Origin of the sequence: Kitasatospora sp. NPDC001540, from assembly GCF_042894345.1 — a bacterium.
GTDB lineage: Bacteria > Actinomycetota > Actinomycetes > Streptomycetales > Streptomycetaceae > Kitasatospora > Kitasatospora phosalacinea_C.
This window is the reverse complement of the sequence record NZ_JBIAVO010000002.1, coordinates 81,892-106,065: the sequence shown is the minus strand read 5'-3', so window position 1 is coordinate 106,065 and position 24,174 is coordinate 81,892. Positions and strand designations below refer to the sequence as shown.

The 24,174-nt window shown below is 74.7% G+C and carries 22 protein-coding genes; 10 read left to right on the top strand and 12 right to left on the bottom strand.

Annotation, left to right across the window (positions count from 1 at the left end; genetic code table 11):
* The first annotated feature begins 23 nt into the window (after positions 1–23).
* Together ACFY00_RS03415 and ACFY00_RS03410 are read left to right on the top strand one after the other, a co-directional pair.
* Entirely contained in the window at positions 24–656 is a 633-nt protein-coding gene (locus tag ACFY00_RS03415; protein WP_388026708.1) for a helix-turn-helix domain-containing protein, read from the top strand.
* A gap of 143 nt (positions 657–799) precedes the next feature.
* Complete coding sequence (locus tag ACFY00_RS03410) at positions 800–2,011, top strand: aminotransferase class V-fold PLP-dependent enzyme (RefSeq protein ID WP_388026706.1); 1,212 nt, start codon at positions 800–802, stop codon at positions 2,009–2,011.
* Between the two features lie 10 nt (positions 2,012–2,021).
* Here the strand turns inward: ACFY00_RS03410 and ACFY00_RS03405 are convergent, their stop codons facing one another.
* From ACFY00_RS03405 to ACFY00_RS03395, 3 genes are all read right to left on the bottom strand, one after another.
* Positions 2,022–2,429 (bottom strand): DUF3224 domain-containing protein, encoded by a 408-nt coding sequence (locus ACFY00_RS03405; protein WP_388026704.1) that lies wholly within the window; start codon positions 2,427–2,429, stop codon positions 2,022–2,024.
* Positions 2,430–2,486: 57 nt separating this feature from the next.
* Positions 2,487–3,107, bottom strand: coding sequence for a signal peptidase I (gene lepB, locus ACFY00_RS03400; protein ID WP_388026702.1), 621 nt, complete (start codon positions 3,105–3,107; stop codon positions 2,487–2,489).
* Positions 3,108–3,170: 63 nt separating this feature from the next.
* Entirely contained in the window at positions 3,171–4,412 is a 1,242-nt protein-coding gene (locus ACFY00_RS03395; protein WP_388026701.1) for an RNA-guided endonuclease InsQ/TnpB family protein, read from the bottom strand.
* Positions 4,413–4,436: 24 nt separating this feature from the next.
* Here ACFY00_RS03395 and tnpA point away from each other — a divergent pair, with 24 nt between their 5' ends.
* Positions 4,437–4,853, top strand: a complete 417-nt coding sequence (gene tnpA, locus ACFY00_RS03390) for an IS200/IS605 family transposase (protein ID WP_388026699.1) — start codon at positions 4,437–4,439, stop codon at positions 4,851–4,853.
* A gap of 307 nt (positions 4,854–5,160) precedes the next feature.
* Here the strand turns inward: tnpA and ACFY00_RS03385 are convergent, their stop codons facing one another.
* From ACFY00_RS03385 to ACFY00_RS03375, 3 genes are all read right to left on the bottom strand, one after another.
* The gene (locus tag ACFY00_RS03385) at positions 5,161–6,402 is read right to left on the bottom strand and encodes a serpin family protein (protein WP_388027350.1); all 1,242 of its coding nucleotides are present in this window, start codon (positions 6,400–6,402) and stop codon (positions 5,161–5,163) included.
* A gap of 394 nt (positions 6,403–6,796) precedes the next feature.
* A complete protein-coding gene (locus ACFY00_RS03380) occupies positions 6,797–7,681 on the bottom strand; it encodes a carbohydrate-binding protein (protein WP_388026698.1) in 885 nt (294 codons plus the stop codon).
* 348 nt (positions 7,682–8,029) lie between these two features.
* A complete protein-coding gene (locus ACFY00_RS03375) occupies positions 8,030–8,890 on the bottom strand; it encodes an AraC family transcriptional regulator (protein ID WP_388026697.1) in 861 nt (286 codons plus the stop codon).
* A 362-nt stretch (positions 8,891–9,252) separates the two neighbouring features.
* Here ACFY00_RS03375 and ACFY00_RS03370 point away from each other — a divergent pair, with 362 nt between their 5' ends.
* Complete coding sequence (locus ACFY00_RS03370) at positions 9,253–10,404, top strand: glycosyltransferase 87 family protein (RefSeq protein WP_388026696.1); 1,152 nt, start codon at positions 9,253–9,255, stop codon at positions 10,402–10,404.
* A gap of 27 nt (positions 10,405–10,431) precedes the next feature.
* Entirely contained in the window at positions 10,432–11,577 is a 1,146-nt protein-coding gene (locus tag ACFY00_RS03365) for a glycosyltransferase family 4 protein (RefSeq protein WP_388026695.1), read from the top strand.
* Between the two features lie 7 nt (positions 11,578–11,584).
* Here the strand turns inward: ACFY00_RS03365 and ACFY00_RS03360 are convergent, their stop codons facing one another.
* Together ACFY00_RS03360 and ACFY00_RS03355 are read right to left on the bottom strand one after the other, a co-directional pair.
* Complete coding sequence (locus ACFY00_RS03360; RefSeq protein WP_388026693.1) at positions 11,585–12,256, bottom strand: response regulator; 672 nt, start codon at positions 12,254–12,256, stop codon at positions 11,585–11,587.
* A complete protein-coding gene (locus tag ACFY00_RS03355; RefSeq protein ID WP_388026691.1) occupies positions 12,241–13,503 on the bottom strand; it encodes a sensor histidine kinase in 1,263 nt (420 codons plus the stop codon). Before ACFY00_RS03355 ends, ACFY00_RS03360 begins: the two co-directional genes overlap by 16 nt.
* 137 nt (positions 13,504–13,640) lie before the next feature.
* Between ACFY00_RS03355 and ACFY00_RS03350 the strand changes: the two genes are divergently transcribed.
* Complete coding sequence (locus ACFY00_RS03350; protein ID WP_388026689.1) at positions 13,641–14,366, top strand: hypothetical protein; 726 nt, start codon at positions 13,641–13,643, stop codon at positions 14,364–14,366.
* Positions 14,367–14,386: 20 nt separating this feature from the next.
* Here ACFY00_RS03350 and ACFY00_RS03345 read toward each other — a convergent pair whose 3' ends face one another.
* A complete protein-coding gene (locus ACFY00_RS03345) occupies positions 14,387–15,169 on the bottom strand; it encodes a DeoR/GlpR family DNA-binding transcription regulator (protein WP_388026688.1) in 783 nt (260 codons plus the stop codon).
* A 147-nt stretch (positions 15,170–15,316) separates the two neighbouring features.
* Between ACFY00_RS03345 and galK the strand changes: the two genes are divergently transcribed.
* Positions 15,317–16,474: a galactokinase gene (galK, locus tag ACFY00_RS03340; RefSeq protein ID WP_388026686.1), complete on the top strand. Its 1,158-nt coding sequence runs from the start codon at positions 15,317–15,319 to the stop codon at positions 16,472–16,474.
* 65 nt (positions 16,475–16,539) lie between these two features.
* On the opposite strand, the gene galT is transcribed toward galK, so the two are convergent.
* On the bottom strand, positions 16,540–17,622 hold the full coding sequence (galT, locus tag ACFY00_RS03335; RefSeq protein WP_388026685.1) for a galactose-1-phosphate uridylyltransferase: 1,083 nt from the start codon (positions 17,620–17,622) through the stop codon (positions 16,540–16,542).
* 144 nt (positions 17,623–17,766) lie between these two features.
* Positions 17,767–19,410, bottom strand: coding sequence for a phosphoglucomutase (alpha-D-glucose-1,6-bisphosphate-dependent) (gene pgm, locus ACFY00_RS03330; RefSeq protein WP_388026684.1), 1,644 nt, complete (start codon positions 19,408–19,410; stop codon positions 17,767–17,769).
* Between the two features lie 365 nt (positions 19,411–19,775).
* On the opposite strand from pgm, the gene ACFY00_RS03325 reads away from it, so the two are divergent.
* On the top strand, positions 19,776–20,909 hold the full coding sequence (locus ACFY00_RS03325; protein ID WP_388026682.1) for a PQQ-binding-like beta-propeller repeat protein: 1,134 nt from the start codon (positions 19,776–19,778) through the stop codon (positions 20,907–20,909).
* A 12-nt stretch (positions 20,910–20,921) separates the two neighbouring features.
* Here ACFY00_RS03325 and ACFY00_RS03320 read toward each other — a convergent pair whose 3' ends face one another.
* On the bottom strand, positions 20,922–21,734 hold the full coding sequence (locus ACFY00_RS03320) for a LysR family substrate-binding domain-containing protein (RefSeq protein ID WP_388026680.1): 813 nt from the start codon (positions 21,732–21,734) through the stop codon (positions 20,922–20,924).
* 257 nt (positions 21,735–21,991) lie between these two features.
* On the opposite strand from ACFY00_RS03320, the gene ACFY00_RS03315 reads away from it, so the two are divergent.
* Positions 21,992–22,420 (top strand): DUF5997 family protein, encoded by a 429-nt coding sequence (locus ACFY00_RS03315; protein WP_388026679.1) that lies wholly within the window; start codon positions 21,992–21,994, stop codon positions 22,418–22,420.
* Between the two features lie 158 nt (positions 22,421–22,578).
* Positions 22,579–24,144, top strand: coding sequence for an adenosine deaminase (locus ACFY00_RS03310; RefSeq protein ID WP_388026678.1), 1,566 nt, complete (start codon positions 22,579–22,581; stop codon positions 24,142–24,144).
* Positions 24,145–24,174 lie beyond the last annotated feature (30 nt).

Here is a 24,174-nt window from a genome sequence, read left to right as displayed (position 1 = left end):
CACCCCATCGACCGAGGAGCACGGTGGCCGAGCAGGACGGAACCGCGGCCGGAGCACCGCAGGACGACGAGCCCGCCGGGGCGCGCCGGGACGACGAGCCCGCCGGGGCGTTCGGCGGGCGGGTGCGGCGGCGGCGCGAGGAGGCGGGCCTGACGCTGGAACAGCTCTCCGCGCGGTCGGCGGTCAGCCGGGCGATGCTCTCCAAGGTCGAGCGCGGCGAGAAGAGCCCGACGATCGGCGTCGCGTCCCGGATCGCCCACGCGCTCGGCGCCACGCTCTCGGAGCTGACCGGCGCTCCGGCCTCCTCGCCCGGCGTGGCCGTGGTGCTGCGCGCGGAGCACCGCCCGGTCTTCCGCGACCCGGAGACCGGCTTCGAGCGGCACGTGGTGTCGGCGGCCCCGGGCGCGGGCGGCGCCGAGATGGTCCTGCACCGCCTCCCCGCCCGGGTCTCCACCGGGCTGCTGCCCGCGTACCCGGCGGGCGCCGAGAAGCAGCTCCTGGTGCTCGCGGGCACCCTCACCGTCGAGCTCGGCGGCACCGGCGAGACCCTGCGGGCCGGGGACTCGCTGTTCCTGCAGGCCGACGCGGACCACGGCTTCGCCAACCGGACGGACGCCCCCTGCGAGTACGTCATGTTCATCTCCCGCCGGGCCTGACCGGGAGCGGCGCCGGGCCCGGGCGGGCGGGGCGGGGCCGGTGGACGGGGCGGGGCCGCCGTTCGGGGCAGGGGCCGGTTGTGCCAGGATCTTCGCAGGTCACCGGGGCGGAGTCGCCCCCGGACGGAACGGAGAGCACCGTCGTGGGCACCCTCGTCGCACCCCGGCCCCTGCTGCTGCGGGACGGGCGTCCCGCCGCCGCCGGGTGGTCGCTGGACCCGGGGATGCGGCACCTGAACCACGGCTCGTTCGGCGCGGTGCCGGTGGTCGCGCAGCGCGAGCAGCAGCGGCTGCGCGAGGAGATGGACGCCTCGCCGGTGGTCTGGTTCCCCGGGCTGCCGCGGCGGGTGGCGGCGGCGCGGACGGCGGTCGCCGAATTCCTGGGCGTACCGGCCGAGTTCACCGCGCTGGTGCCGAACGCCAGTGCCGGGGCGAGCACCGTGTACGGGAGCCTGCCGCACCGGGACGGCGGGGAGGTGCTGGTCACCGACCACGGCTACGGGGCCGTGACGATGGGCGCGGCCCGGCTGGCCCGGCGCTGGGGCGGGTCGGTGCGCACCGTGCACGTGCCGCTGGGGGCGGGCCCGGCCGAGGCCGCGGCGGCGGTGACCGGGGCGGTGACCGACCGGACGGCGCTGATCGTGCTGGACCGGATCACCTCCGCGACCGCCCGCCACCTGCCGGTCGACCTGGTCGGCGCGTTCGCCCGCGAGCGCGGCGTCCCGCTGCTGGTCGACGCCGCGCACGTGCCCGGCCTGGACGAGGACCCGCTGGCCGGGGTGGACTGCGACGCCTGGGTCGGCAACCTGCACAAGTTCGGCTGCGCGCCGCGCGGCACCGCCGCGCTCGTCGCCCGCGGTGAACTCCGGCACGCCCTGCACCCGTTGATCGACTCGTGGGGCGCCCAGGAGCCGTTCCCGGAGCGCTTCGACACCCAGGGCACGCTGGACGTCACCGGCTACCTGGCCGCGCCGACCGCGCTCGACTTCGTCGCCGGGCAGTGGGGTTGGGCCGAGGCCCGCCGCTACATGGGCGAACTCGCGGACTACGCCGAGCAGTTGATCGGCGCCGAGATCGCCGCCGCGACCGGCGAACCGGCCGCGGCGGACGTCGGCATGCCCGTGAACGCCCTGCGACTGGTCAAGCTCCCGGCCGGGCTGGGCCGCACCCGCCTGGAGGCCGACGCCCTGCGGGACCGGCTGGCCGCCGAGTTCGGCGTCGAGGCGGCGTTCACCAGCTTCGGCGGGACGGGGTACTTCCGGCTGTCGACGCACGTGTACAACACCGCGGAGGACTACGAGTACTTCGCGGAGCGGTGCGTGCCGGTGCTGTGCGCGTGGGCGCGCCAGAGCTGAACCCGGGGCGTTACGAGGGGAGTTCGTAGTCGAGGTGGACGCGGTGGGTGCCGTCCTCGTCGATGACGATGGAGCCGGTGCCGGTGATGCCGGCGAGGGCGCCGGTGCCGCTGCCCGGGACGATGACGAAGTACTCGTCGTCCCGGGCGGTGCCGAGGGTGGTCGCCGAGTGGGCGAAGTTGAAGGTGCCCTCCGCCTCGCCCAGGGTGCCGGTGAAGGACTCCATCGCGAAGTAGGTGCCGACGCCCGTGGCCTGGTCGAAGGCGGCGGTGAACAGGGTGTCGGCACGACCCGCGACCTCGCCGCTGAACTCCTTGCGCATGGTGGCGACGCCGACCCCCGCAGCCGTCTTGATGTCGCTCTCGGGGACGGGCGCGGGGACGAACTCGGCGACGGTGAAGATTCCTGATGCTCGCATGCGCGCGATGGTAGGCCACCGCACCGACAATCCGGCGGAGGTGCGGGGAAGTTGGGCTCAGGGCGCCTTGTCGAGGGAGGTCGGGGCCGAGGCCTGCGGGACCGGGGGCTGCGGGGCCGGGGGCTGCTCGGCGGCGGGCTGCGGGGCGGGAGGCGTCGCGGCGAGCACCCAGGCCGGGTAGGCGAGTGCCTCGGGCGGGGCGGTGCGCCGACGGCGGCGGGCGATCAGCGAGAGGACCAGGGCCACCGGGAGGAGCAGCACGCCGAGCAGGAAGAGGAGGCCGACGGCGGCCAGGGCGGCGCTGTCCCCCTCGGTGCGGGCGAGCACCGAGTCGACCGGGACGGTCCCGCGGGTCCGGGAGTCCAGGGAGATGGAGCGGTGGTCGCCCATCAGGAACACCTCCCCGGCGGGGACGGTCACGTCGAAGCAGCGTTGGCCGTTGGGCTCGTCGCCGTACAGGTAGGGCTCGTCGAGCGGGGCGCCGTTCAACTGGACGGGCTGGTTGCCGCACTGGGCGATGTGGTCGCCGCCGAGGGCGATCACCCGCTGGAAGCCCTTCTCGTTCCGCGCGCCGCCGCCCTCCGGGGGCGTGAAGACCACCACGTCGCCGCGCCGGACCTCCCCGGGGTCGACGGCGTAGGTGGTGACCCGCTGACCGGCGTGGTAGGTGGGGGCCATGCCCGCTGCCCTCCATCACGATCACGCGCGGCCGCAGGGAGACCCCTTGACATCCTCCCCGGCCTAAAGGCCGGGGATTCCCGCCTGCTCCCACACCGGTTGGGTGGGTCGCTTCGGGTGGGTTCCTGCTTCGCTGCGCTGTGCGGGCACGGGTGCCCGTCTTACCCGCGCTCCACAGGCTGACACCGCCAGTCCGGCGGCCTTGGCGACGTTGACCGCCGCGTTGATGTCCCGGTCGAGGACGGCCCCGCACGCCCCGCACGTCCACATCCGGACGTCGAGGGGCTTGGGCCCGTCCTTGACGCCGCAGTTCGAGCACACCTGGCTGGTGGGTTCAAAGCGGTCGATCCGGATGAGTTCCCGCCCGTATCGGGCGGCTTTGTACTCCAGCATGGTGACGAACTGCGACCAGCCGGCGTCGTGCACCGACTTGGCCATGCGCGTGCGCGCGAGTGCCTTGACCGCCAGGTCTTCGACGGCGACCGCTTGGTTGTCGCGGATCAGCCGGGTGGAGAGCTGGTGGTGGAACTCGCGTCGCACGTCGGCCACTTGCGCGTGTGCGCGGGCGACCTTGGTACGAGCCTTGGCGCGGTTCTCCGAGCCTTTGGTCTTGCGGGTCAGGGCCTGCTGTGCGCGCTTGAGCTTCTGCTCGGCACGGCGCAGGAAGCGGGGGCTGTCGATCTTCGTGCCGTCGGACAGGATCGCGAAGTGCGTCAGCCCCAGGTCGATGCCGACCACGGTGTTCGTGTCGGGCATGCGGGTGAGGTCTGCGGCGGGGTCCGTCTCGATGACGAAGCTCGCGAAGTACCGGCCCGCGCCGTCCTTCACGACCGTCACCGTGGCCGGCGTCGAGGGCAGCGTGCGCGACCACTTCACCGCGAGGTCGCCGATCTTCGGCAGGGACAGCTTCCCGCCAGGGGTGATCTTCCACTTGGCGTTGGCGGTGAACCGGACGGCCTGCCGGGTGTCCTTGCGCGACTTGAAGCGCGGCGCTCCCATGCGGGGCCGCCTGCTCTTCAGCCCGTCGAAGAAGTTCCGGTACGCGGCGTCCAGGTCCCGCAGGGACTGCTGAAGTACGACGGCCGACACCTCGCCCAGCCAGGCCCGCTCCGGGGTCTTCTTCGCCCCGGTGATCAGCGCCTTCGACAGGTCCCCCGTCCTCGGGAACGGCAACCCCGCCGCACGGGCGTCCTCCCGGGCGCGCAGTGCGTCGTTGTACACCACCCTTGCGCACCCGAACGCCCGGGCCAGCGCCGCGCGCTGACCCGTCGTCGGGTAGACGCGGAAGGAGTACCTGAGCTGCACAACGGCACCGTACCATATTGGTTTATGGCTGAGCATCAGAACATTCGCACAGGTAGACACTGCTCCTTCCTCTTGCACGCGCACTTGGTTTTCGTGACGAAGTACCGGCACAAGGTGTTCGCCGACCGCCACCTGACCCGGCTCGAAGAGATCATGCGGAGCGTCTGCACCGACTTCGAGGTCGAGCTGGTCGAATTCAACGGCGAGAACAACCACGTCCACCTGCTCGTGAACTTCCCGCCCAAGGTCGCCCTGTCGAAGCTGGTCAACAGCCTCAAGGGCGTCAGCTCCCGGCGGATGCGCCAGGAGTTCCCCGACCTGGTCAAGCACTACTGGCGGGCACAGCGGCTCTGGTCCGGCTCGTACTTCGCCGGCTCCGTCGGCGGCGCACCCCTGTCGGTGGTACGCCAGTACATCGAGCAGCAGAACCGCCCGACCTGACGCCTGCAGTGGACACCGTCCACAGCGCGGGAGGGTGCCCACCGCCAGCGTCAGGGCAAGTCTCAGAATCGCTTCACCACCGGGCTGAAGCCCGGTGCACTGCGATTAGTCAAGGTAGCCGATCGAGGCGGCCGGGAGCACCAGGCCGAGGATCAGGAGGACCAAGGCCGCCTTGCCGAATCCGCTCCACCGTCTCATGTCGTCCCCGCTCCCCTGTCCGCCGTGCGGCGTCCGCCGTCACCGTGCCGTTCGCACGGGATCGAGCCGGGAGTGTAGCGAGTACCCCGGACGCCGGGGCGCGGGGGTCTCACCACTCGGATTCCGGGTCGTCCCCCTCCTGGTCGCCCCACTCCGGGTCGTCCGCCTCCGGGTCGTACGGCTTCGGGTCGGCCACCCAGCCCGCGGCCAGGACCAGGCGGGAGGTGCGGTGGACGGCGAGGAAGGCGAACGGGCGGTCGAAGTCCGCGGTGAGGCGCCGGACCGCGTACGGGGGCCGCACGGCCGCGGCCCCGGCGGCCACGCCGAAGGCGGTGACCGAGGCGGCGCGGAAGCCGCGCGGGCCGAAGACGGCGGTGGTGGTCTGCCGGGCGGAGCCGACCGCCAGCGGTGCGGTGCTGATGCCGGGGAAGTGGCCGCGGGTGGTGTCGGCGGCGGCGCGCAGGCCGAACAGGTCGGGCCGTTCCAGCAGGTCGTGGTCGTCCGTCAGGTCGAACTCGACGGTGCTGACCAGGAGTTCGGGCTCGCGGGAGTAGCTGCGCACCCAGCCCGCGGTCAGGCCCGGCCCGGGGGCGCCGTCGGGGAGTTCGGGGCCGGGGCGCAGCAGGCCGGGCCGTTCGGCGGTGCGGACGGCGGCGGCGAGGACGGCGCCGGGGGCGGCGTCCTCGGGGCCCAGGCAGAGGTGGACGTCGACGCCGCGCAGGCCGAGCACCTTGAGGACGGTGAGCGGTCCGGCCCCGACGTCCTCGGCGACGCCGACCCGGTCCAGCAGGCCGGTGCGGCGGTGCAGGCCCGCGACGGGGCGGCCCTGCCACGGGCCGGCCTGGGGCTCGTACGGGTGGGAGTCGAAGCGGCGGATCCAGTCGGTGCGGACGGTGAGCGCGCCGGCCAGCAGGAGTTCGGTGTCGGGCGTGACCGCGACGGGCATCCGGGGGATCGCGCCCGCGGTCCGCTCGGCGGCCCAACTGTCGATCGCTGCGCGGTCGGTGGCCGGGTCGCCGGTGATCCGGCGGTGGCTGTGCGGGGGCAGCTCCGCCGTCCAGGCCGGTTCGAGCGGGAGGCGGTCCCTGGTCCAGAGGCCGAGTGCGGCGGTGACGCCGGGCGTGCGGTCGAGGGCGGCGAGCAGTTCGCGTCCGGCCGCGGCGGCGCCGGTGGTCGGGACGCCGAGGGCGTCGGCGAGTTCGCGGGCGGCGGGGCCGGTGGCGCCCGCGGCGAGGAGGGCGAGCGGGGCCCAGGCGCCGGGGGCGCTGAAGGCGGTGTTGCGGCCGTCGGCCGGGGCGGTGCGCCCCCAGCGGGCGGTGAGCCGGTTGACGGCGCGGACGGTGTGGTGCATCGGCACGGTGCGGCTCTCCCCCGGTGGCGGTCCCGTGCCGGAGGGTAGGCGCCGCGACGGCCGGGTCGCGAGTGGTTATCGCGCGAGGGGTCGTCGGGCGTCCGGCCTCGCCGCCCCGCCGGTGCACCGAGCGGGTGGGGTGGTTCCGGGGGTGGGCGGCGAGGGGTTCACGGACGTGCGGGGAGGTCGGGAGGGTGGTGCCGGTCGGTCCGGTGGTGCGCCGTGGCGGCCCGGGCACCCCGCGCTCGGGCCGCCACGGCACTGGCGGGTGCGGCCCCCGGCCTCCCGGTTTTCCCCTCCCGGGGAGTGGGGGCCGCGCCGCCGCTTCGGGTGGCTGTCGCCGCTGACCGTCCGCGTGGGGGTGGGGCCGGTCAGCGACGGGACCGGGGGCCGGTCAGCGGCGCTGCCAGAGGGCCGGGACGTTCGGCGGCTCCCACCCGGCGTACGCGATGTGGCCCTGGATGCAGACGTAGCTGACGCCGTTGTAGGTCACCACGTCGCCCGCCTTGTAGCTGGCGCCGACCGTCCAGGTGGTGGAGCCGCCGCCCGTGCTGCTGGGGCTGGGGCTGGGGCTGGGCGAACCCGGGTTCGAGGTGCTGGGGCTGGGGCTGGGCGAGCCCGTCCCGTTGACGTTGAGCACGAAGTCGAAGCTGGCCTCGCGCCCGTTGCCGACCTGGCGGACCGTCATCAGCAGCGCCGGGTCGTAGATGGTGTCAGTCGCGTTGCGCGGCTCGTTCGGGAAGTACAGCTGGGTGGTGAGGATCGGCTGGTTGGGGGCCTGCACCTTGACGTGGATGTGCCGGGTGCGGCCCGGGTAGAGGCCCGGGACGATCGTGGTCAGCGTGTACGCGCCGTTGGCGGCGCTGAACTGGTGGCCGCGGAAGGTGTAGCCGGAGTTGTCGTAGGCGCCGTTGGTGTCGGCCTGCCAGAAGTCCAGCAGGGCTCCGGCGACCGGCAGGCAGTTCCGGCCGAAGACGTAGCCGCTCAGCGTCAGCGGGGTGCCGGGGGTGCCGCTGGTGACCAGGCTGGTGCGCAGCGGGGAGCCGGGCTTGAAGTACGGGCCCTCGATCTGCTCGCCGGTGACGTGTCCGTCGGTGCACTCGGGGGTGAGCGGGGCCGGGGCGTCGGCGGCGACCGCGTCGCGGGCCAGCGCGACTCCGGTGCCGACCAGGACGGGGGCGGCGGCGGCCGCGGCGGCCGCCTTGAGCAGGCCCTTGCGGCTGATCTTGCGATCGGCCAGTTCTCCCAGGCCGTCCAGTGGGTTGCGGGGGGTGGACATGGCTCTCCGTTCGACTGCTTCGGGTGGTCGCCGCACGCCCGGATTCCCTTGGATGGGACATGACACCTGGAGAGGTCGGGCCTCCCGGTGCGGCGGCGCTGTGGGGTGCCTCAGACGCTAGGCCCTGCCCGGCCGGGCAGTCGATGGACGGGGGCGGCGGGACGTGGTGCATTCCTCAGCAGCCGTCACGCGCCGTTCGACCGGGATTCGGTCCGGGTTCGAACTCAATTTCCGTGCCTGACACGAGAGTTGAGAATGACCCGGTTCGCTTCCGAACGTCCTAGAGTTCGGCTTGAGCCTGCCTTCAGGCTGCCTTCAGGCCGCCTTCGGGTCGCCTTCGGGTCGCCTTCAGCCGGACTGCTCGCGGAACTCGCCCGGAGTGCGGCCGACTTCGCGCCGGAAGAAGCGGCAGAAGTAGGCCGGGTCGGAGAAGCCGACCGCAGCCGAGATCTGACGGATCGTCATGTCCGTGCTGGTGATCAGGTGTTTGGCCTCCAGGGTCTGCTGCTCACGGATCAGCCGGGCCGGGGTGCGGCCGGTGGCCTCCTTCACCACCTCGTGCAAGTAGCCTGCGGAGACGCCGAGTTCACGGGCCATCGCGAGCACCGAGCGGTCGGTGCGGTCGGATTCGGCGATCAGCCGGGTGAACCTGCCGACCAGCGGGTGCCCGGCCGCGCGGGGCACCGCCGCCGCGTCGCGGCGGCGGGCCACCCGCAGCGCGCGCACCAGCAGGACGTGCAGCAGGGCCTGCAGCACGCTCGGCCCGCCGTCCAGCCCGGCCTCGTGCTCGGCGGTCAACTCCCGCAGGACGGACACCATTTCACCGTGCTCCCGGCGGTCCGGCCGGATCGCCCGGGCGGTCGCGAGGGAGCGCAGCAGGGCCAGGTCCTCGGGGTGCCGGTGCAGGAAGTCCTCGTTGAACAGCAGGACCCAGCCGTCGAGTCGGCCGGCCCCGCACCACCGGTGCACCTGCCCCGGCAGCACCGCGTACAGCACCGGCGGCTGGATCCGGTGCTCGACCAGGTCGATGACGTGCGTGCCGCTGCCCGCCACCACGTAGGCCAGCTCGTAGAACGAGTGCCGGTGCGGGAAGTCCGCCCGGGAGAGCGGCCCGATCGCGTCGAAACTGCCCGCCGCGAACGGCAGCAGCCCCGGATCGGGTACGTCCAGGTCGTGCAGTTCCAGGCCGGCGGCCGGTCGGAGCCTCATCCCGCCAGTGTGCGCAAGCGGCCCGCCGGGCGTCCAGTGGTCCAGACCAAGTGGCACGTACCGGCAAACAGGCCGGTACGTGGTGGCGGGCAGAGGGCGGGGGTAGGGAAAAGTCGACCACCGGGTGTCCGCCTGGACGTCATGACCGGACCCGGCCGCGGCACTGGAATGGAGGGGTGACAGACCCTCTGACGCAGCCCCTGGTTCAGCCTCCGGCCCGGCTCCTGGTCCGTGCCCTGCCCTGGCGCCTGGCCCGTTCCCTGCCCCGGCCCCTCGTTCGACCCGGCTTCCGGGGCCGGGAGCGGCGTGGGTGGTGGTGCGCGGGTTGGTTGGGCTGCGCGGGATGGGCGGGGCTGTTCCCGTTGCTCTCGCAGCTCGGGCCGCACCGGGTCTGGGGCGCCCTCGCCGCCGGTGGGTACCTGCTGGCTGCTGTCGTGGCACTGCTGCCCGGCGTGGCCGGGGCGGGGCGCTCCGGGTGGGTGGCACTCGGCGGGGCCGGGGTGCTCCCGCTCGCCCTGCTGGTCGGCGCCGGGTCCGGACAGAGCGAGGTGGCCGTGCTGGCCCGGGCCGGGGACCTGTTGCTGGCCCACGGTTCGCCCTACCTGGACGCCCCGGCGGGCCCCGGGGAGGTCACCCCTTACCTGCCGGGGATGGCCCTGTTCGGGTTGCCGCACGCGCTGCTGCGCGGGGGCGGGGCGGCGGGTGATCCCCGGTGGTGGTGCGCCGCGGCGTTCCTGGCGGCGCTGTGGGCCGCCTGGCGCGCCCTGTCCGCACGGGGCGGACCCCGGCGGGTGGGGGTGGTGGCGCTACTGGCCTCGCCGCCGGTGGCGCTGGCGCTGGCCGTCAGCGGGGTGGACCTTCCGCTGACCGGGCTGCTCTGCCTGGCCCTGGCGCTGGGCGCGGCCCGGCGGCCGACCGGGGCCGGTCTGGCCCTGGCCGCGGCGGGCGCGCTCAAGTGGACGGCCTGGCCCGCCGTCGCGGTGGTGGTGGCGCTGCTCGCGGCGACCGCCGGACGGCGGGCCGCGGCGCGCTGCGCCGGGGTGGCGGCGACCGGGACGGCGGCGCTGGTGGTGCCGTGGCTGCTGCGGGCGCCGGGGCCGTTGGTGTGTCAGGTCTTCGCGTTCCCGCTGGACCGGGGCGGGTGGCCCACTCCTGCGGCGAGCCCGCTGCCGGGGCGGCTGCTCGCGGACCTCGGTCCGGCCGGGTGGGGGCGGCCGTCGGGCTGCTGCTGCTCGGCGGGGCGGTGGTGGCGCTCTCGCTGCTGCTGCGCCCGCCCCGGTGCGCGGTCGCGGCGGCCGACCGACTGGCGGTCGGTCTGGCGCTGGCGTTCCTGCTCGCCCCCGCCGGACGCTTCGGCTACCTGGCGCTGCCGCTGTTCCTGTCCGTCTTCGTCCGACTGGCGGCCCGCCCCCGCTCCGGCTGAACCGCCCGCCCCCGCCCCGTTCCCGTCCGCTGCACCGCCGTGCCGCCGTGCCGCCGTACTGCCGCATGCCCAGCAACGACCTTGCCAGTAGCCGTAGTTGCCCTTTCGAAGGAGAACCATGGGTTCCACCTTGATCATCACCAATGACTTCCCGCCCCGGCAGGGCGGCATCGAGACCTTCGTGCACGCGATGGCCGTCCGGTTGGCCCGGGGCGGAGCGGGGGTGGTGGTGCTGACCTCTGCCGAGCCGGGAGCGGCGGAGTTCGACGCGGGGCTGCCGTTCCCGGTGGTGCGCGTGCCGGTGCGGATGCTGCTGCCGACGGCTCGGACGGCCCGGCGGGCGGTGGGGGTGATGGCCGAGTACGGCTGCGACCGGGTGTGGTTCGGGGCGGCGGCTCCACTGGCGGCGCTGGCCCCGGCGCTGCGGCGGGCGGGGGCGGAGCGGCTGGTGGCGACCACGCACGGGCACGAAGTGTGGTGGGCCCGGCTGCCGTTGGCGCGTCGCCTGCTGCGGCGGGTCGGTGCGCACTGCGATGTCGTCACCCACCTCGGCGAGTACACCCGCCGCCGGATCGCCCCCGCGCTGGGGCCCGGCACGGTGGGTGCGCAGCTGGTGCCGGGGGTGGATCCGGCGGTGTTCCGGCCCTCGGCGGCGGCCCGGCGGGCGGTGCGGGAGCGGTACGGGCTGGGGTCGCATCCGGTGGTGCTGTGTGTGGCGCGGCTGGTGCCGCGCAAGGGGCAGGACGCGCTGCTGCGGGCGGTACCGCTGATCCGGCGCGAAGTCCCGTCCGCAGTGCTGCTGTTGGTGGGTTCGGGCCCGGACGAACCGCGGTTGCGACGACTGGCCCGGCGCTGCCCACCGGGTTCGGTGGTGTTCGCGGGCGGACACGGGCACGCGGACACGGCGCGGTTCTACGCGGCGGCGGACGTGTTCGCGATGCCGTGCCGGACGAGGCGGGCGGGGCTGGAGGCGGAGGGGCTGGGCATCGTGTTCCTGGAGGCGGCGGCGAGCGGCCTGCCGGTGGTGGCCGGGCGTTCGGGCGGTGCGCCGGACGCGGTGCGACCGGGCCGGACCGGGACGGTGGTGGACGGCCGGGAGGTCGCCGAGGTGGCCGAGGCGGTGGTGGAGTTCCTCCGGGAGCCGCACCGGGCACGGGAGTTCGGGCGGGCCGGGCGGGAGTGGGTGGCACGGGAGTGGACCTGGGACGCCTCGGCCCGCCGCCTGGCCGAACTGCTGGCGGGAGGCGACGGATCCGCGGGTTGACCGGCCGTCAGGACACCTCCTCGGCCAGGTGGTTGCGGTAGGCGAGCACTGCCAGCACCCGGCGGTTGCCCTCCACCGGGTCCAGGTCGAGCTTCATGAAGATGTTCCCGGCGTGCTTGACCACGGACGCCTCGGTGACGGTCAGCCGCTGGGCGATGGCCTGGTTGTTCCAGCCCTCGGCCATCAGCCCGAGGACCTCCCGTTCGCGCGGGGTGAGGCGGCGCAGCGGGTCGTCGGCGGTGTGCTGGGCGAGCAGGATGCGCACCACCTCGGGATCGATGACGGTCTGTCCGGCGGCGACCCGTTCCAGGGCGTCGTGGAAGTCGCCGACCTCCGACACCCGGTCCTTGAGCAGGTAGCCGAGGCTGCCGAGGCCGGCGGAGCCCGCACCGAGCAGCCGGGTGGCGTAGGCGGTGGCCACGTACTGCGAGAGCACCAGGACCGGCAGGCCGGGATGGCGTTCGCGCAACTCCAATGCGGCGCGCAGCCCTTCGTCGCGGTGGGCGGGCGGCATCCGGACGTCGGTGACGACCGCGTCGGGCCGTTCGGCGTCGACGGCGCGGACCAGGGCGGTGGCGTCGCCGACGGCGGCCACGATCCGGTGGCCGACGCGTTCGAGGAGTTCGACCAGTCCGGCCCGGAGCAGGACGGCGTCCTCGGCGATCACGATCCGGAGCACGGGACCTCCAGGTCGAGGCGGGTGGGCCCGCCGGGCGGGCTGGTCACGGTCAGTCGTCCGTCCAGCACGGCGACCCGGTCGGCCAACCCCCGCAGGCCCGCTCCGGTGCCGGGGTCGGCCCCGCCGCGGCCGTTGTCGGTGACGGACAGCCGCAGCGTGCCCGCGTCGAGGGTGCCGCGGACGGTGATCTCGTCCGCTCCGCTGTGCTTGGCGGCGTTGGTGAGGGCCTCGGTGACGGTGAAGTAGGCGGCGCTCTCCACCGGCCCGGGCAGTCGCGGCAGGGGCAGTTCGAGCCGGACCGGGACGGGGTGGCGGGCCACCAACTCGGCGACGGCGGCCGGGAGTCCGTGGTCGGTGAGGACCTGCGGGTGGATGCCGCGGACCAGGGTGCGCAGTTGTTCCAGGGCGAGCCCGGCCTCGCCGCGGGCCCGGGTGACCAGGGCGGCGGCGGGGGTGTCGTGGCCGCGCAGTTCGAGCTCGGCCAGGCCCAGGGTCATGGCGAGGGCGACGAGTTGCTGTTGCGCGCCGTCGTGCAGGTCGCGTTCGATCCGGCGGCGCTCGGCCTCGAAGGCGTCCGCCAACCGGGCCCGGGAGCGGGTGAGTTCGACCACTCGGACGCCCAGGTCGGCGTCCCGCAGCCCCAACAACTGCTGGGCGAGCCGTACTTGGGCCCCGGCGAGCAGGGCGCCGCTGTACGCCAGGACGACCAGGCCGAGCAGGCCGACCGCGCTCGCCGCGAAGCCGTCCAGCGGGCCGGAGACCGGTCGGCCGGGCCACAGCATCACCGTGTCCGGGCTGACCGCGAGGATGAACACCGGGGCGGAGAGCAGGAGCAGGCAGAACGCCAGCGCGGCGGCGAACAGCAGCCCGGCGGCGGCGAGCACGGTGGACTGGACGAGCGCATAGCCGAGTTCGCGCCAGCTCGCCCGTTCCCGCAGCCGCCCGCGCAGCCCGTGCGCCGTGCTGTGGTGCGGGTCGGGCAGCCGCTCCGGTTCGACCAGGCACAGCCGCCACCGCTCCACCGCCCCGACCGGCACCCCGAGCAGCGCCGTCCACGCCAGCACCAGCACCCCGACGCCGAGCACCGACAGCCCGACCCCGACCAGCAGCCCGACCGCCAACGCGACCAGCACCAGCGCTCCCTGCACCGCGCCCGTCACCAGCAGCGCCCAGGCCCGCCACGGCCACCACGACACCAGGAACCGCACCGGCCGCCGCCGCATCGCCGCCCACACCGCGACACCCATCCCTCCGCTCCCCTCCTCGCTCCCGACCCTATAACCGATGGATGGGACGGGGGTCGATCCCCCACGGTGCGCCTGCGATCGGACCACGACGGCCCGGGGGTCGAGTGCGGGCGGCTCGCGCTCCTAGGATGGCCCGCGTGACGCACCCGCACCTCCCCTCCACTCCCCCGGCCGTGATCCCCGGCTACGACGGCGGGCCGTACCGGTACCGGCCCGAACTGCTGGACGACCACCTGTTCTGGGTGGGGCACCTGCACAACTGGTGCGCGGAGTTGGAAGAGGTGGAGGAGTTCGTCGAGGAGGCGGAGGACCTGGCGGCCGGGCGGTTGCAGGCGGGGCTGCTGAGCGGGGAGCAGTGGCCGGTGTTCACGGTGCCGCTGGCGGGCGGGTGCCTGCTGCACGTGGTGTACCGGGCGTTCGCCGAGGACGAGGGGATCGACTACCTGCTGCACCACCCGGAGTGGGACGCGGCCGAGCAGGTGGCCGCCGACGAGGGCTGCTTCAGCGGGCCCGGCCTGTGCTGGGACGAGTTGGTGGCCGCCGCGGACAACGGGCTGCCCGGCGGCAGCACCGCCGATCCGCACGCCCGGCTGCTCCTGCTGCTGCCCGCGTTCGGCGACGCGGACGCGCCCGCCGGGGCGGTCGACCGGCTGGCCGCCGCACTGCGGGCGCGGACCCGGTTCGCGGAGCCCGAACGGCTGGCCGCCGCGCTGCTGGCGGCCCAGGGGCCGTGCGGTGCGCCGCGCTGGCGCAGGGACCCGGACGGGGCGCTGGTCAACGACGGCGAGCACTCGCCCCGGTGCGCCCACGCGCTGCCCGCGGCCCGGCAGGAGCGGATCTCGGCGGCGCTGGCCGCCCGCTGAGGGCTCACGGGCTCGCGGGCTCAGACGAGCAGCAGTTCGCCGCAGGTCTCGGTGAGGACGGCGCGGGCGTCGGCGGGCAGGTCCCGGTCGGTGATGAAGCAGTCGAGGTCGGTGAGGGCGGCGAAGCTGCTGAGGCCGACGACGCCCCACTTGCTGTGGTCGGCGACGGCGACGGTGCGGTGGGCGGAGGCGATCAGGGCGCGGTTGGTCTGGGCCTCGGCGAGGTTGGGGGTGGTCAGCCCGGCGCGTTCGCTGACGCCGTGGGCGCCGATGACCAGCAGGTCGACGTGCAGGGAGCGGATCGCCTGGTCGGCGAGCGGGCCGACCAGGGCGGCGGAGCGGGTGGGGGCGCCGCCGGTGAGCAGCAGGGCCGGGCCGCCGTCGCCGCGGGCGCGGACGAGTTCGGCGACCGGCAGCGAGTTGGTGACCACGGTCAGGCCGGGGACGTCGAGCAGTCGGGTGGCGACGGCGTACGCGGTGGTGCCCGCCGAGACGGCGACCACGCTGCCGGGCTGGACCTGGGCGGCGGCGGCCTCGGCCAGGGCGGCCTTGGTGTCGGCGGCCAGGGTGGACTTGGCCTCGAAGGCGGGCTCCTCCGCGGTGGTGGTGCGGGCGACCGCGCCGCCGTAGACCTTGCGGACGGCGCCGGAGCGGGCGAGGGCGTCCAGGTCGCGGCGGATGGTCATGTCGGACACGCCGAGCTGGTCGACCAGTTCGGCGACCTTGACGGCTCCGTCGCGGCGGACCAGGTCGAGGATCAGGGCCCGGCGCTGGTCGGCGAGCAGTCCGCCGTCGGTCGTCACGGTGTCCTCCGGGTGGGGGTGCGAGTGGGACGGCGCTCAGCATAGTTCGCGGGGGCGGCGCACCGACCCTGTTCGAGTCTGGTGCAGTGTGTTTGAATGTGTTGACTATATCGCCTGATCGTCCGTGAACGTCCGCTGGAGCGCCCGATGACCACCGATGCCGCCACCGATGCCGCAGCCTCTTTCGCCTCCGCCTTCGGCGGCTCGCCCGACGGCGTGTGGGCCGCTCCCGGCCGGATCAACCTGATCGGCGAGCACACCGACTACAACGAGGGCTACGTGCTGCCCGCCGCGCTGCCGCACGCCACCCGGGTCGCGGCCCGCCGCCGGGAGGACGGCCGGGTGCGGGTGTTCAGCGCGCAGGGCGACGGCTCGGTGGCCGAGTTCGCGCTCGCCGAACTGGTGCCGGGCTCGGTGCCGGGCTGGGCCGCGTACCCGGCGGGCGTGTTCTGGGCGCTGGCCGAGGCCGGGCACCCGGTGGGCGGCGCCGACCTGGCGTTCTCCTCGGACGTGCCGACCGGGGCGGGCCTGTCCTCGTCCGCCGCGCTGGAGTGCGCGACCGCGATCGCCCTGGACGAGCTGTACGGCCTCGGCCTGGACGCCCCCGGCCGGGCGCTGCTGGCCCAGCGCGCCGAGAACGCCTACGTCGGGGTGCCGTGCGGCGCGCTCGACCAGATGGCGTCCAGCTGCTGCGTCGCGGGCCACGCGTACTTCCTCGACACCCGCACCCTCACCGGCCGCCAGGTGCCGCTGGACCTGCCCGCGGTCGGCCTGTCCCTGCTGGTGGTCGACACCCGGGTCAAGCACGACCTCGGCGACGGCGCGTACGCGGGCCTGCGGGCGGGCTGCGAGCGGGCCGCCGAGCTGCTCGGGGTGCGGGCGCTGCGCGACGTCGACGCGGACGGGCTGGCCGCGGCCGAGGAGCGGCTGCCCGCCGAACTGCGGCCGCTGCTGCGGCACGTGGTCACCGAGGACCGGCGGGTGCTGGACGCCGTGGCGCTGCTCGACGCGGGCGACCCGCGGGCGCTGGGCCCGGTGCTGACCGCCGGGCACGCCTCGCTGCGCGACGACTACCGGGTCTCCTGCCCGGAGACCGACCTGGCGGTGGCCGCCGCCAACGCGGCGGGCGCGCTGGGCGCCCGGATGATGGGCGGCGGCTTCGGCGGCTCGGTGCTCGCCCTGGTCGACACCGACCGGCTGGAGCAGGTCGAGCGGGCGGTGCGCGAGGCGTTCGCGGCGGCCGGGTTCGGCGAGCCGCAGGCCTTCCCGGCGGTGCCCTCGCAGGGCGCGCACCGGGTCGCGTAGGCCTCCGGCGACGAAAGAGGACCCGCCCGGCAGAGCCTGCCGGGCGGGTCCTCTTTCGCTGGGGCCTACAGCTCGCGCAGGGTGCGGGCCGCGGTCTCGGGGCGGACGTCGTTCATGAACGCCCCCATGCCGGACTCGGTACCCGCCAGGTACTTGAGCTTATCGGCGGTGCGGCGCAGCGTGAACAGCTCCAGGTGCAGGGCGAGTTCGGTGGCGGCGGGCCGGGGCGCCTGGTGCCAGGCGGCGATGTACGGGGCCGGTGCGGGGAAGAGCCGGTCGAAGCGGCGCAGCAGGTCGAGGTAGACCCGCGGGAACTCGGCGCGGGCGTCGGCGTCCAGGGCGGTCAGGTCGGCGACCCGGCGGTTGGGGTAGAGGTGCACCTCGTACGGCCAGCGGGCGGCGAACGGTACGAAGGCCGTCCAGTGCTCGCCCGCCAGCACCACCCGGGAGTCCGGCTTGCCCGCGGTGGCGCGCTCGGCGGCCAGCACGTCGTCGTACAGGTTGCGGCCGGTCGCGGCGAGGTGGGCGGCGGCGCGGTCCAGGGCGAGGGCGGTGCGCGGGGTGGTGAACGGGAAGGCGTAGATCTGGCCGTGCGGGTGGCCGAGGGTGACGCCGATCTCGGCGCCGCGGTTCTCGAAGCAGTACACCTGCCGGACGCCCGGGCGGGCGTACAGCTCGGCGGTGCGGTCGGTCCAGGCGTCCAGCACCAGGCGGGCGCGCTGCTCGGACAGGTCGGCGAAGGACGCCCGGTGGTCGGAGGTGAAGCAGACCACCTCGCAGCGGCCGGTGCCCGGGGTCAGCGCGTACGGGCCGTCCGACCAGGGGGCGACGTGGGCGGCGGAGGAGTCGGCGAGCGACGGGAAGCGGTTCTCGAACACCGCGACCTGGTAGTCCGCGGCCGGGATCTCGCTGAGCCGCCCCTCCCGCGACGGGCACAGCGGGCACTCGTCGGCCGGCGGGTGGTAGGTGCGGGCCTGGCGGTGCGCGGCGATGGTGACCGCGTCGCCGGTGAACGGGTCGACCCGCACCTCGGAGACGCTCGCGGCCGGTTCCAGCGGCCGCCGGTCGGGCGCCTCGCGCAGGACGGGCTGCTCGTCGTAGTAGATCAGTTCGCGGCCGTCGGCCAGTTCGGTCACCGTCTTGTGCACGGCGGCACACTCCTCGTGGTTCGGGTCGCGGCTCGGGGGCAGGAGGGGTGAGCCGATACACCGAACATCTTCGAACAGAGTGCACCACAATGCAACACCCCTCCGATCGGCGGACCGGAGGGGTGCGGCAGGAGGGGGCGGGGTTCAGGCCTTGGCGAGGACCTCGGTGACCAGGTCGCGGGCGGCGGACTGGACCTCGGCGAGGTGGTCCTCGCCGCGGAAGCTCTCGGCGTAGATCTTGTAGACGTCCTCGGTGCCGGAGGGGCGGGCGGCGAACCAGGCGTTCTCGGTGGTGACCTTGAGGCCGCCGATCGCGGCGCCGTTGCCGGGGGCGTGGGTGAGGACGGCGGTGATCGGCTCGCCCGCGAGGGTGTCGGCGGTGACCTGGTCGGCGTCCAGGGCGGCCAGCGCGGCCTTCTGGGCGCGGTCGGCGGGGGCGTCGACCCGGGCGTAGACCGGGTCGCCGTGGCGGGCGACCAGCTCGCGGTACAGCGCGGAGGGCGTGCTGCCGGTGACGGCGGTGATCTCGGAGGCGAGCAGGGCCAGCAGGATGCCGTCCTTGTCGGTGCTCCACGGGGAGCCGTCGCGGCGCAGGAAGGAGGCGCCCGCGGACTCCTCGCCGCCGAAGGCGACCGTCCCGTTCAGCAGGCCGTCGACGAACCACTTGAAGCCGACCGGGACTTCGAGCAGCTCGCGGCCGAGCCCGGCCACCACCCGGTCGATCATCGAGGAGGAGACCAGGGTCTTGCCGACGGCCGCCGCCGCGGGCCAGCCCTCGCGGTGGCGGTACAGGTAGTCGATGGCCACGGCCAGGTAGTGGTTGGGGTTCATCAGGCCGCCGTCGGGGGTGACGATGCCGTGCCGGTCGGCGTCGGCGTCGTTGCCGGTGGCCAGCGCGTACGCGTCGCGCTTGTCGATCAGCGAGGCCATCGCGTACGGGGAGGAGCAGTCCATCCGGATCTTGCCGTCCCAGTCCAGGGTCATGAACCGCCAGGTCGGGTCGGTGAGCGGGTTGACCACGGTGAGGTCGAGGCGGTGGGTCTCGGCGATCCGGCCCCAGTAGGCGACCGAGGCGCCGCCGAGCGGGTCGGCGCCGATCCGCAGGCCCGCGTCGCGGACGGCGTCCAGGTTCACCGCGGCGGGCAGGTCGTCGACGTAGGCACCTAGGAAGTCGTAGCGGCCGGTGGTGTCGGCGGCCAGCGCCCGGGCGTACGGGACGCGGCGGACGCCCTCCAGGCCCGCGGCGAGCAGGGCGTTGGCGCGGCGCTCGATCCAGCCGGTGGCGGTGGAGTCGGCCGGGCCGCCGTGCGGCGGGTTGTACTTGAAGCCGCCGTCGGCGGGCGGGTTGTGCGAGGGCGTCACCACGATGCCGTCGGCGAGGGCGGCGGGGCGGCTGCGGTTGTGGGTCAGGATCGCGTGCGAGACCGCCGGGGTCGGCGTGTAGCCGTCGGCGGTGTCCAGCAGCACGGTGACGCCGTTGGCGGCCAGCACCTCCAGCGTGGTGGCCCGGGCGGGCGCGGAGAGCGCGTGGGTGTCGATGCCGAGGAACAGCGGCCCGGTGGTGCCCTGTTCGGCCCGGTAGTCGCAGATCGCCTGCGCGGTGGCCGCGATGTGGTCCTCGTTGAAGGCGGCGCGCAGCGCCGACCCCCGGTGGCCGGAGGTGCCGAAGGCGACGCGCTGGGCGACGTCCTCCGGATCCGGCTGCAGTGCGTAGTAGTCCGTCACCAGGCGGGCGACGTCGATCAGGTCCTGCGGCTGCGCCGGCTGACCGGCCCGTGCGTGCACCATGTGGTTCTTCCCCTCGGTCGGTACGGCAAGGATGCCCGCCGACCATCATGCGGGCCACACCGCCCCGAGCGCGGGAACGGCGTGGACTCCCGGCCCCGGGAACGGAGGCACCCCGCCCGTCCGACCCGTCCGACCCGCGCGGACCGCGGGGCCGCTCGGTGCTGCTCGGCGTCAGTTCCCGCCGGACCGGCCGGACTTGACCGCGCTGACGCGGGCGCCTGCGTCCGGCCCGCCGGTCCCGGTTTGTTCCCCGGGCGGCGGGGCAGCCTACGCGGAGGCTGCGGGAAGGACCTCGGCGCAGTGCTGTCGCGCACGGACCGCCGCACGGGAACCCGCCGCACGCGGCGGCCGGGACGCGAGGGACGATGGCAGGTTCGAGGACGATGCTGCAGGGCGGGCCGACCCGGAACGGGGTCTACCCCGAGGGGGCGCTCCCCCCGGACTTCCGGCCCTGGCAGTTCCGGACCGGAAGGCACCGGGACCTCCAGTCGCCGAGCGTCTGCGACGGCACGGTGTACGTCTGCTCCCAGGACGGCGTCTGCTACGCCCTGTCCGCGGTGACGGGAACCGTGCGCTGGAGCACCACGATCGGCAAACGGATGGACTTCGCACCCCCCGTGGTCAGCGACGGCGTCGTCTGCGTCACCGACGACGAGGGAGGGCTGTACGCGCTCGACGCCGAGGACGGCCGGGAGCGCTGGCGCGACCACCACCGGGGTCGGATACGGCTCGTGGCCGACGACGGTGTGCTGTACGGGGTGGACTCCGCCTGGATGTACCACCGCGGCGCCAACCCCTCGAGCCTGTTCGCCTCGGACCTCGCCAGCGGCGAACCGCTCTGGAGGTCCAGGGTCTTCGACTGTTCCTCCACCCATCCCGCCCTCGCCGACGGGCGGATCTTCCACACCAGTGACGTCGGCGACCTGAGCGCGTTCGACGCCGCCACGGGCGACCGCCTGTGGCGGGTGAAGAGCGACAGCACTTGGGTGGGCATGTCCAACACCCCGTGCGTCGCGGGCGGGGTCGTCTACGCCGCCGTCCAGTCGACGCTGTTCGCGCACGCCGCGGAGGACGGCGAGGTGCTGTGGGCCCGGGCCTACGACGGGCTCGTCCGGGAGAGCGTCTCGGTGCTGGGCGACACCGTGTACTTCGGCACCAGGAGGTCGCGCCGGACGGGCTGCTACGCCGTCGACGCGGCCGACGGCGAGATCCGCTGGCACTCGACCGACCCCGGCGACGCCTCGGCCGTCGCCCTCAGCGGCACCTCGGGCTGGACCGTCTCCGGCCGGGACGTGCACTACCTGTGCGCCGTCGACCTGGCCACCGGCGCCCGGCGCTGGAAGCGGCACCTAGGCCCCGGGGGCGGCACCGTGCCCGTCCTGTGGAACGGCATCGCCGTCGTCTCGACCCACGTGGGCAGGGTGAGCGCCCTCGACGCCCGGACCGGACGGATGCCGTCCCGGTTCGCTCCCTTCGTCCGTGCCACGGGCGGCCGGTGACCGGGCAGGGGGCTACTTCTTGCGTCCGCCGCCGCCGCTGCGCTTGGGCTGGGCGGTGCGGGCGCCGCCGGTGCGCGAGCCCGGCTTGGGCTTGGGCTTGCCGCCCTGGCCGGCGCGCTGCTGGGACTGGGCCCCGGGCTGGCCCTTGGGCTGCGGGCGGGCGGGCTTCTTCGCGGACGGGCGGCGCTGCTCCTCGGCGGCGGCGGTGCGGCCGCGGGAGCTGTTGGCGGTGCGGCCGCGGACGATGCCGATGAACTCCTCGACCAGGTCGGTGGTGGCCTCCTCCGGCCAGGCGAGGGCGACCTGCGACTGCGGGACGTCGAGCAGGGGGCGGTAGGTCAGGTCGCGGCGGTGGTGCAGCCGGGCCAGCGACTGCGGGACGGCCAGCACGCCGACGTTGGCGGCGACCAGTTCGATCGCGTCGCCGGTGGTGGCGGGCCGTTCGAAGGCGGGGCGGCCGGGCAGCTCGGACCAGTCGAGGGTGTCGTCCTGCGGGTGGAAGACGATCTCCTCGGCGAGGTCGGCGACGGTGACCTCCTCGGCGGCGGCCAGCCAGTGGTCCTTCGGGAACACCACGACGGTGGTCTCGGTGTACAGCGGGATCGCGCTCAGCACCGCCCGGTCCACCGGCAGCCGGACCAGCCCGGCGTCCGCGCCGCCGGACAGCAGCAGGGCGTGCCCGTCGGCGGGCGTCGACTGCAGCAGTTCGAGCGGGACGTCCGGCAGCCGCTCCCCCCACACCCGCAGCCACTTGGTGGGCGTCACCCCGGGCACGTACACCAGGCGGAAGGAGGCGGGGGACGGCTGGTTCTCGGTCTCGGTCACGGGCTCCAGGCTAGCGGGCGCGGGCGGCGGGACAGCCGTGAGCTGGGCGGGGGGCGCGGCGACCGCGAGCGGCCGGGGCACGGGGCCGGGCCCGGAGCGGCAGGGTGCGCGGCGGCGGAGGCCGGGAAGGCCGGGGCGGTGGCGGGCCGGAGACGGCAGGGTGCGCGGCGGTACCGGAGGGGGGGCGACAGGCGGCGGGCGCGGACGGCGGGACGGCCGTGAGCTGGGCGGGGGCTCGTTCCCTATACCCTTGTCGTATGACTACGCCCAAGCCCAAGACCTCCCAGACCATGAAGCCCGCGACCGCGGCCAAGAAGCTGGGGATCTACCTGGCGGCGACCCCCGCCGAGTTCCAGGCGGGCGTCGTCTCCCGCGACGAGCTCAACGCGATGCAGGCCGAGCCGCCGCAGTGGCTGGCCGACCTGCGGCGCAACGGGCCGCACCCGCGGCAGGTGGTGGCCGCCCGGCTCGGCATCTCGGTCACCGGTCTGAACCGGGCCGGGATCACCGAGGCGCTGACCACCGAGCAGATCGACGCGCTGCGCGAGGAGGACCCGGAGTGGCTGCGCCGCGAGCGCGCGCTCCAGGCCGAGGTGCGCAAGGAGACGCAGCGGGTGCAGGCGGCGGCGGAGAAGGCCGCGAAGGTGAAGGCCGAGCGGGCCGCGGGCAAGTCCCTGCGCAAGTAGCAAGCCGCAGTGGCAAGTAGCGGGCGGCAACGGGCGCCGGGCGGCAAGTAGCACGATCCGATCGTCGCAGGGCCGTCCCGGTGCGGCGGCACTCTTTCGGATGACGCGCCCGTGGCATGAACGGCGTTGCGGGGTACGGCGGCTGACGGTCCGTCAGCATGGCGATCATGATGTCGCTACGCCGTACCGCCTCAGCAGCCCTCGTCGCCTGCACGGCCCTGCTGCTGCCGCTCGCCCCCGCCGCCGGTGCCGCCGACCGGCCCGGGCCCCGTTCGACCGAGGAAGCCGTCTCCGGAGTGCTGGACGGCATCCGGCAGGACCCGGCGCGCCTGGACGCCTTCCTGCGGGCGATGCCCAAGGGCGGCGACCTGCACAACCACCTCTCCGGCGCGGTCTCCACCGAGCTGCTGATCAAGCTGGCCGCGCAGGACGGCCTGTGCATCGACTCGGTGACCTTCACCTCGGCGACCGGCCCCTGCCAGGGCACCCTGCGCCCGGCGGAGGACGCGCTGGCGGAGGGCGATTTCCGCACCCAGGTGATCCGGGCCTGGTCGATGCAGGACTTCGCGCCGGGGCCGGAGTCCGGCCACGACCACTTCTTCGCCACCTTCGGCAAGTTCGGCGAGGCCAGCTGGCGCCACCCGGGCACCATGCTCGCCGAGGTGACCGACACCATGGCGGCGCAGCACCAGAGCTACCTGGAGACCATGCTGACCCCGTCCTCGGTCGGGGTGGCGAAGCTGGCCGGCGAGGTCGGCTTCGACCCCGACTTCGCGGCGCTGCGGCAGAAGCTGCTGGCGGACGGCCGGATGCAGGCGCTGGTGGACGGGGCCCGCACCGACCTGGACACCGCGCTGGCCGAGTACCAGGCCACCGAGCGGTGCGGCACCGCGCAGGCTCGGCCGGGCTGCTCGGTGACGGTGCGGGTGCAGTCCCAGGCCTCCCGGGCGTCCACCCCGGCGCGGGTGTTCGCGCAGTTGCTGCTGGGCATGGAACTGGCCTCGCAGGACGAGCGGTTCGTCGCGGTGAACCTGGTGCAGCCGGAGGACTACCAGTCCTCGCTGGACAACTACCAGCTCCAGATGGAGATGCTGGACTTCCTGCGTCCGCTCTACCCGAAGGCCCACGTCTCCCTGCACGCGGGCGAGTTGGTGCCCGGGCTGGTGAAGCCCGCGGACCTGGCCTTCCACATCCGGCAGGCCGTGCTGACCGGCCACGCCGAGCGGATCGGGCACGGCGTGGACGTCACCCACGAGGACGACTCGGCGGAGCTGCTGCGCACCCTGGCCGAGCGCAAGGTGCTGGTCGAGGTGCCGCTGACCTCCAACGCGCAGATCCTCCAGGTGGAGGGGCAGCAGCACCCGTTCCCGCTGTACCGCGCGTACGGGGTGCCGACGGCGCTGGCCACCGACGACCCGGGGGTGGAGCGGATCGACATCACCCACGAGTACGTGCGGGCGGCGCGGACCTACGGCCTGGGCTATCCCGAGCTGAAGGACCTGGCGCGCAACTCGCTGGAGTACGGCTTCGTGGCGGGCCGCAGCCTGTGGCGGGACCGCGACGGCTTCAAGCCGGTGCCGGAGTGCCAGGGGCGGACACTGGGGGCGGAGAACCCGACGCCGAAGTGCGCGGCGCTGCTGGCGGCCAGCCCGAAGGCGGCGCTGGAGTGGAAGCAGGAGGGGGCGTTCCGGGCCTTCGAGGCTTCGGTGCTGCACCTGAAGTAGCTCGGAGGAGGCACGGGTCGACGGCCCGCC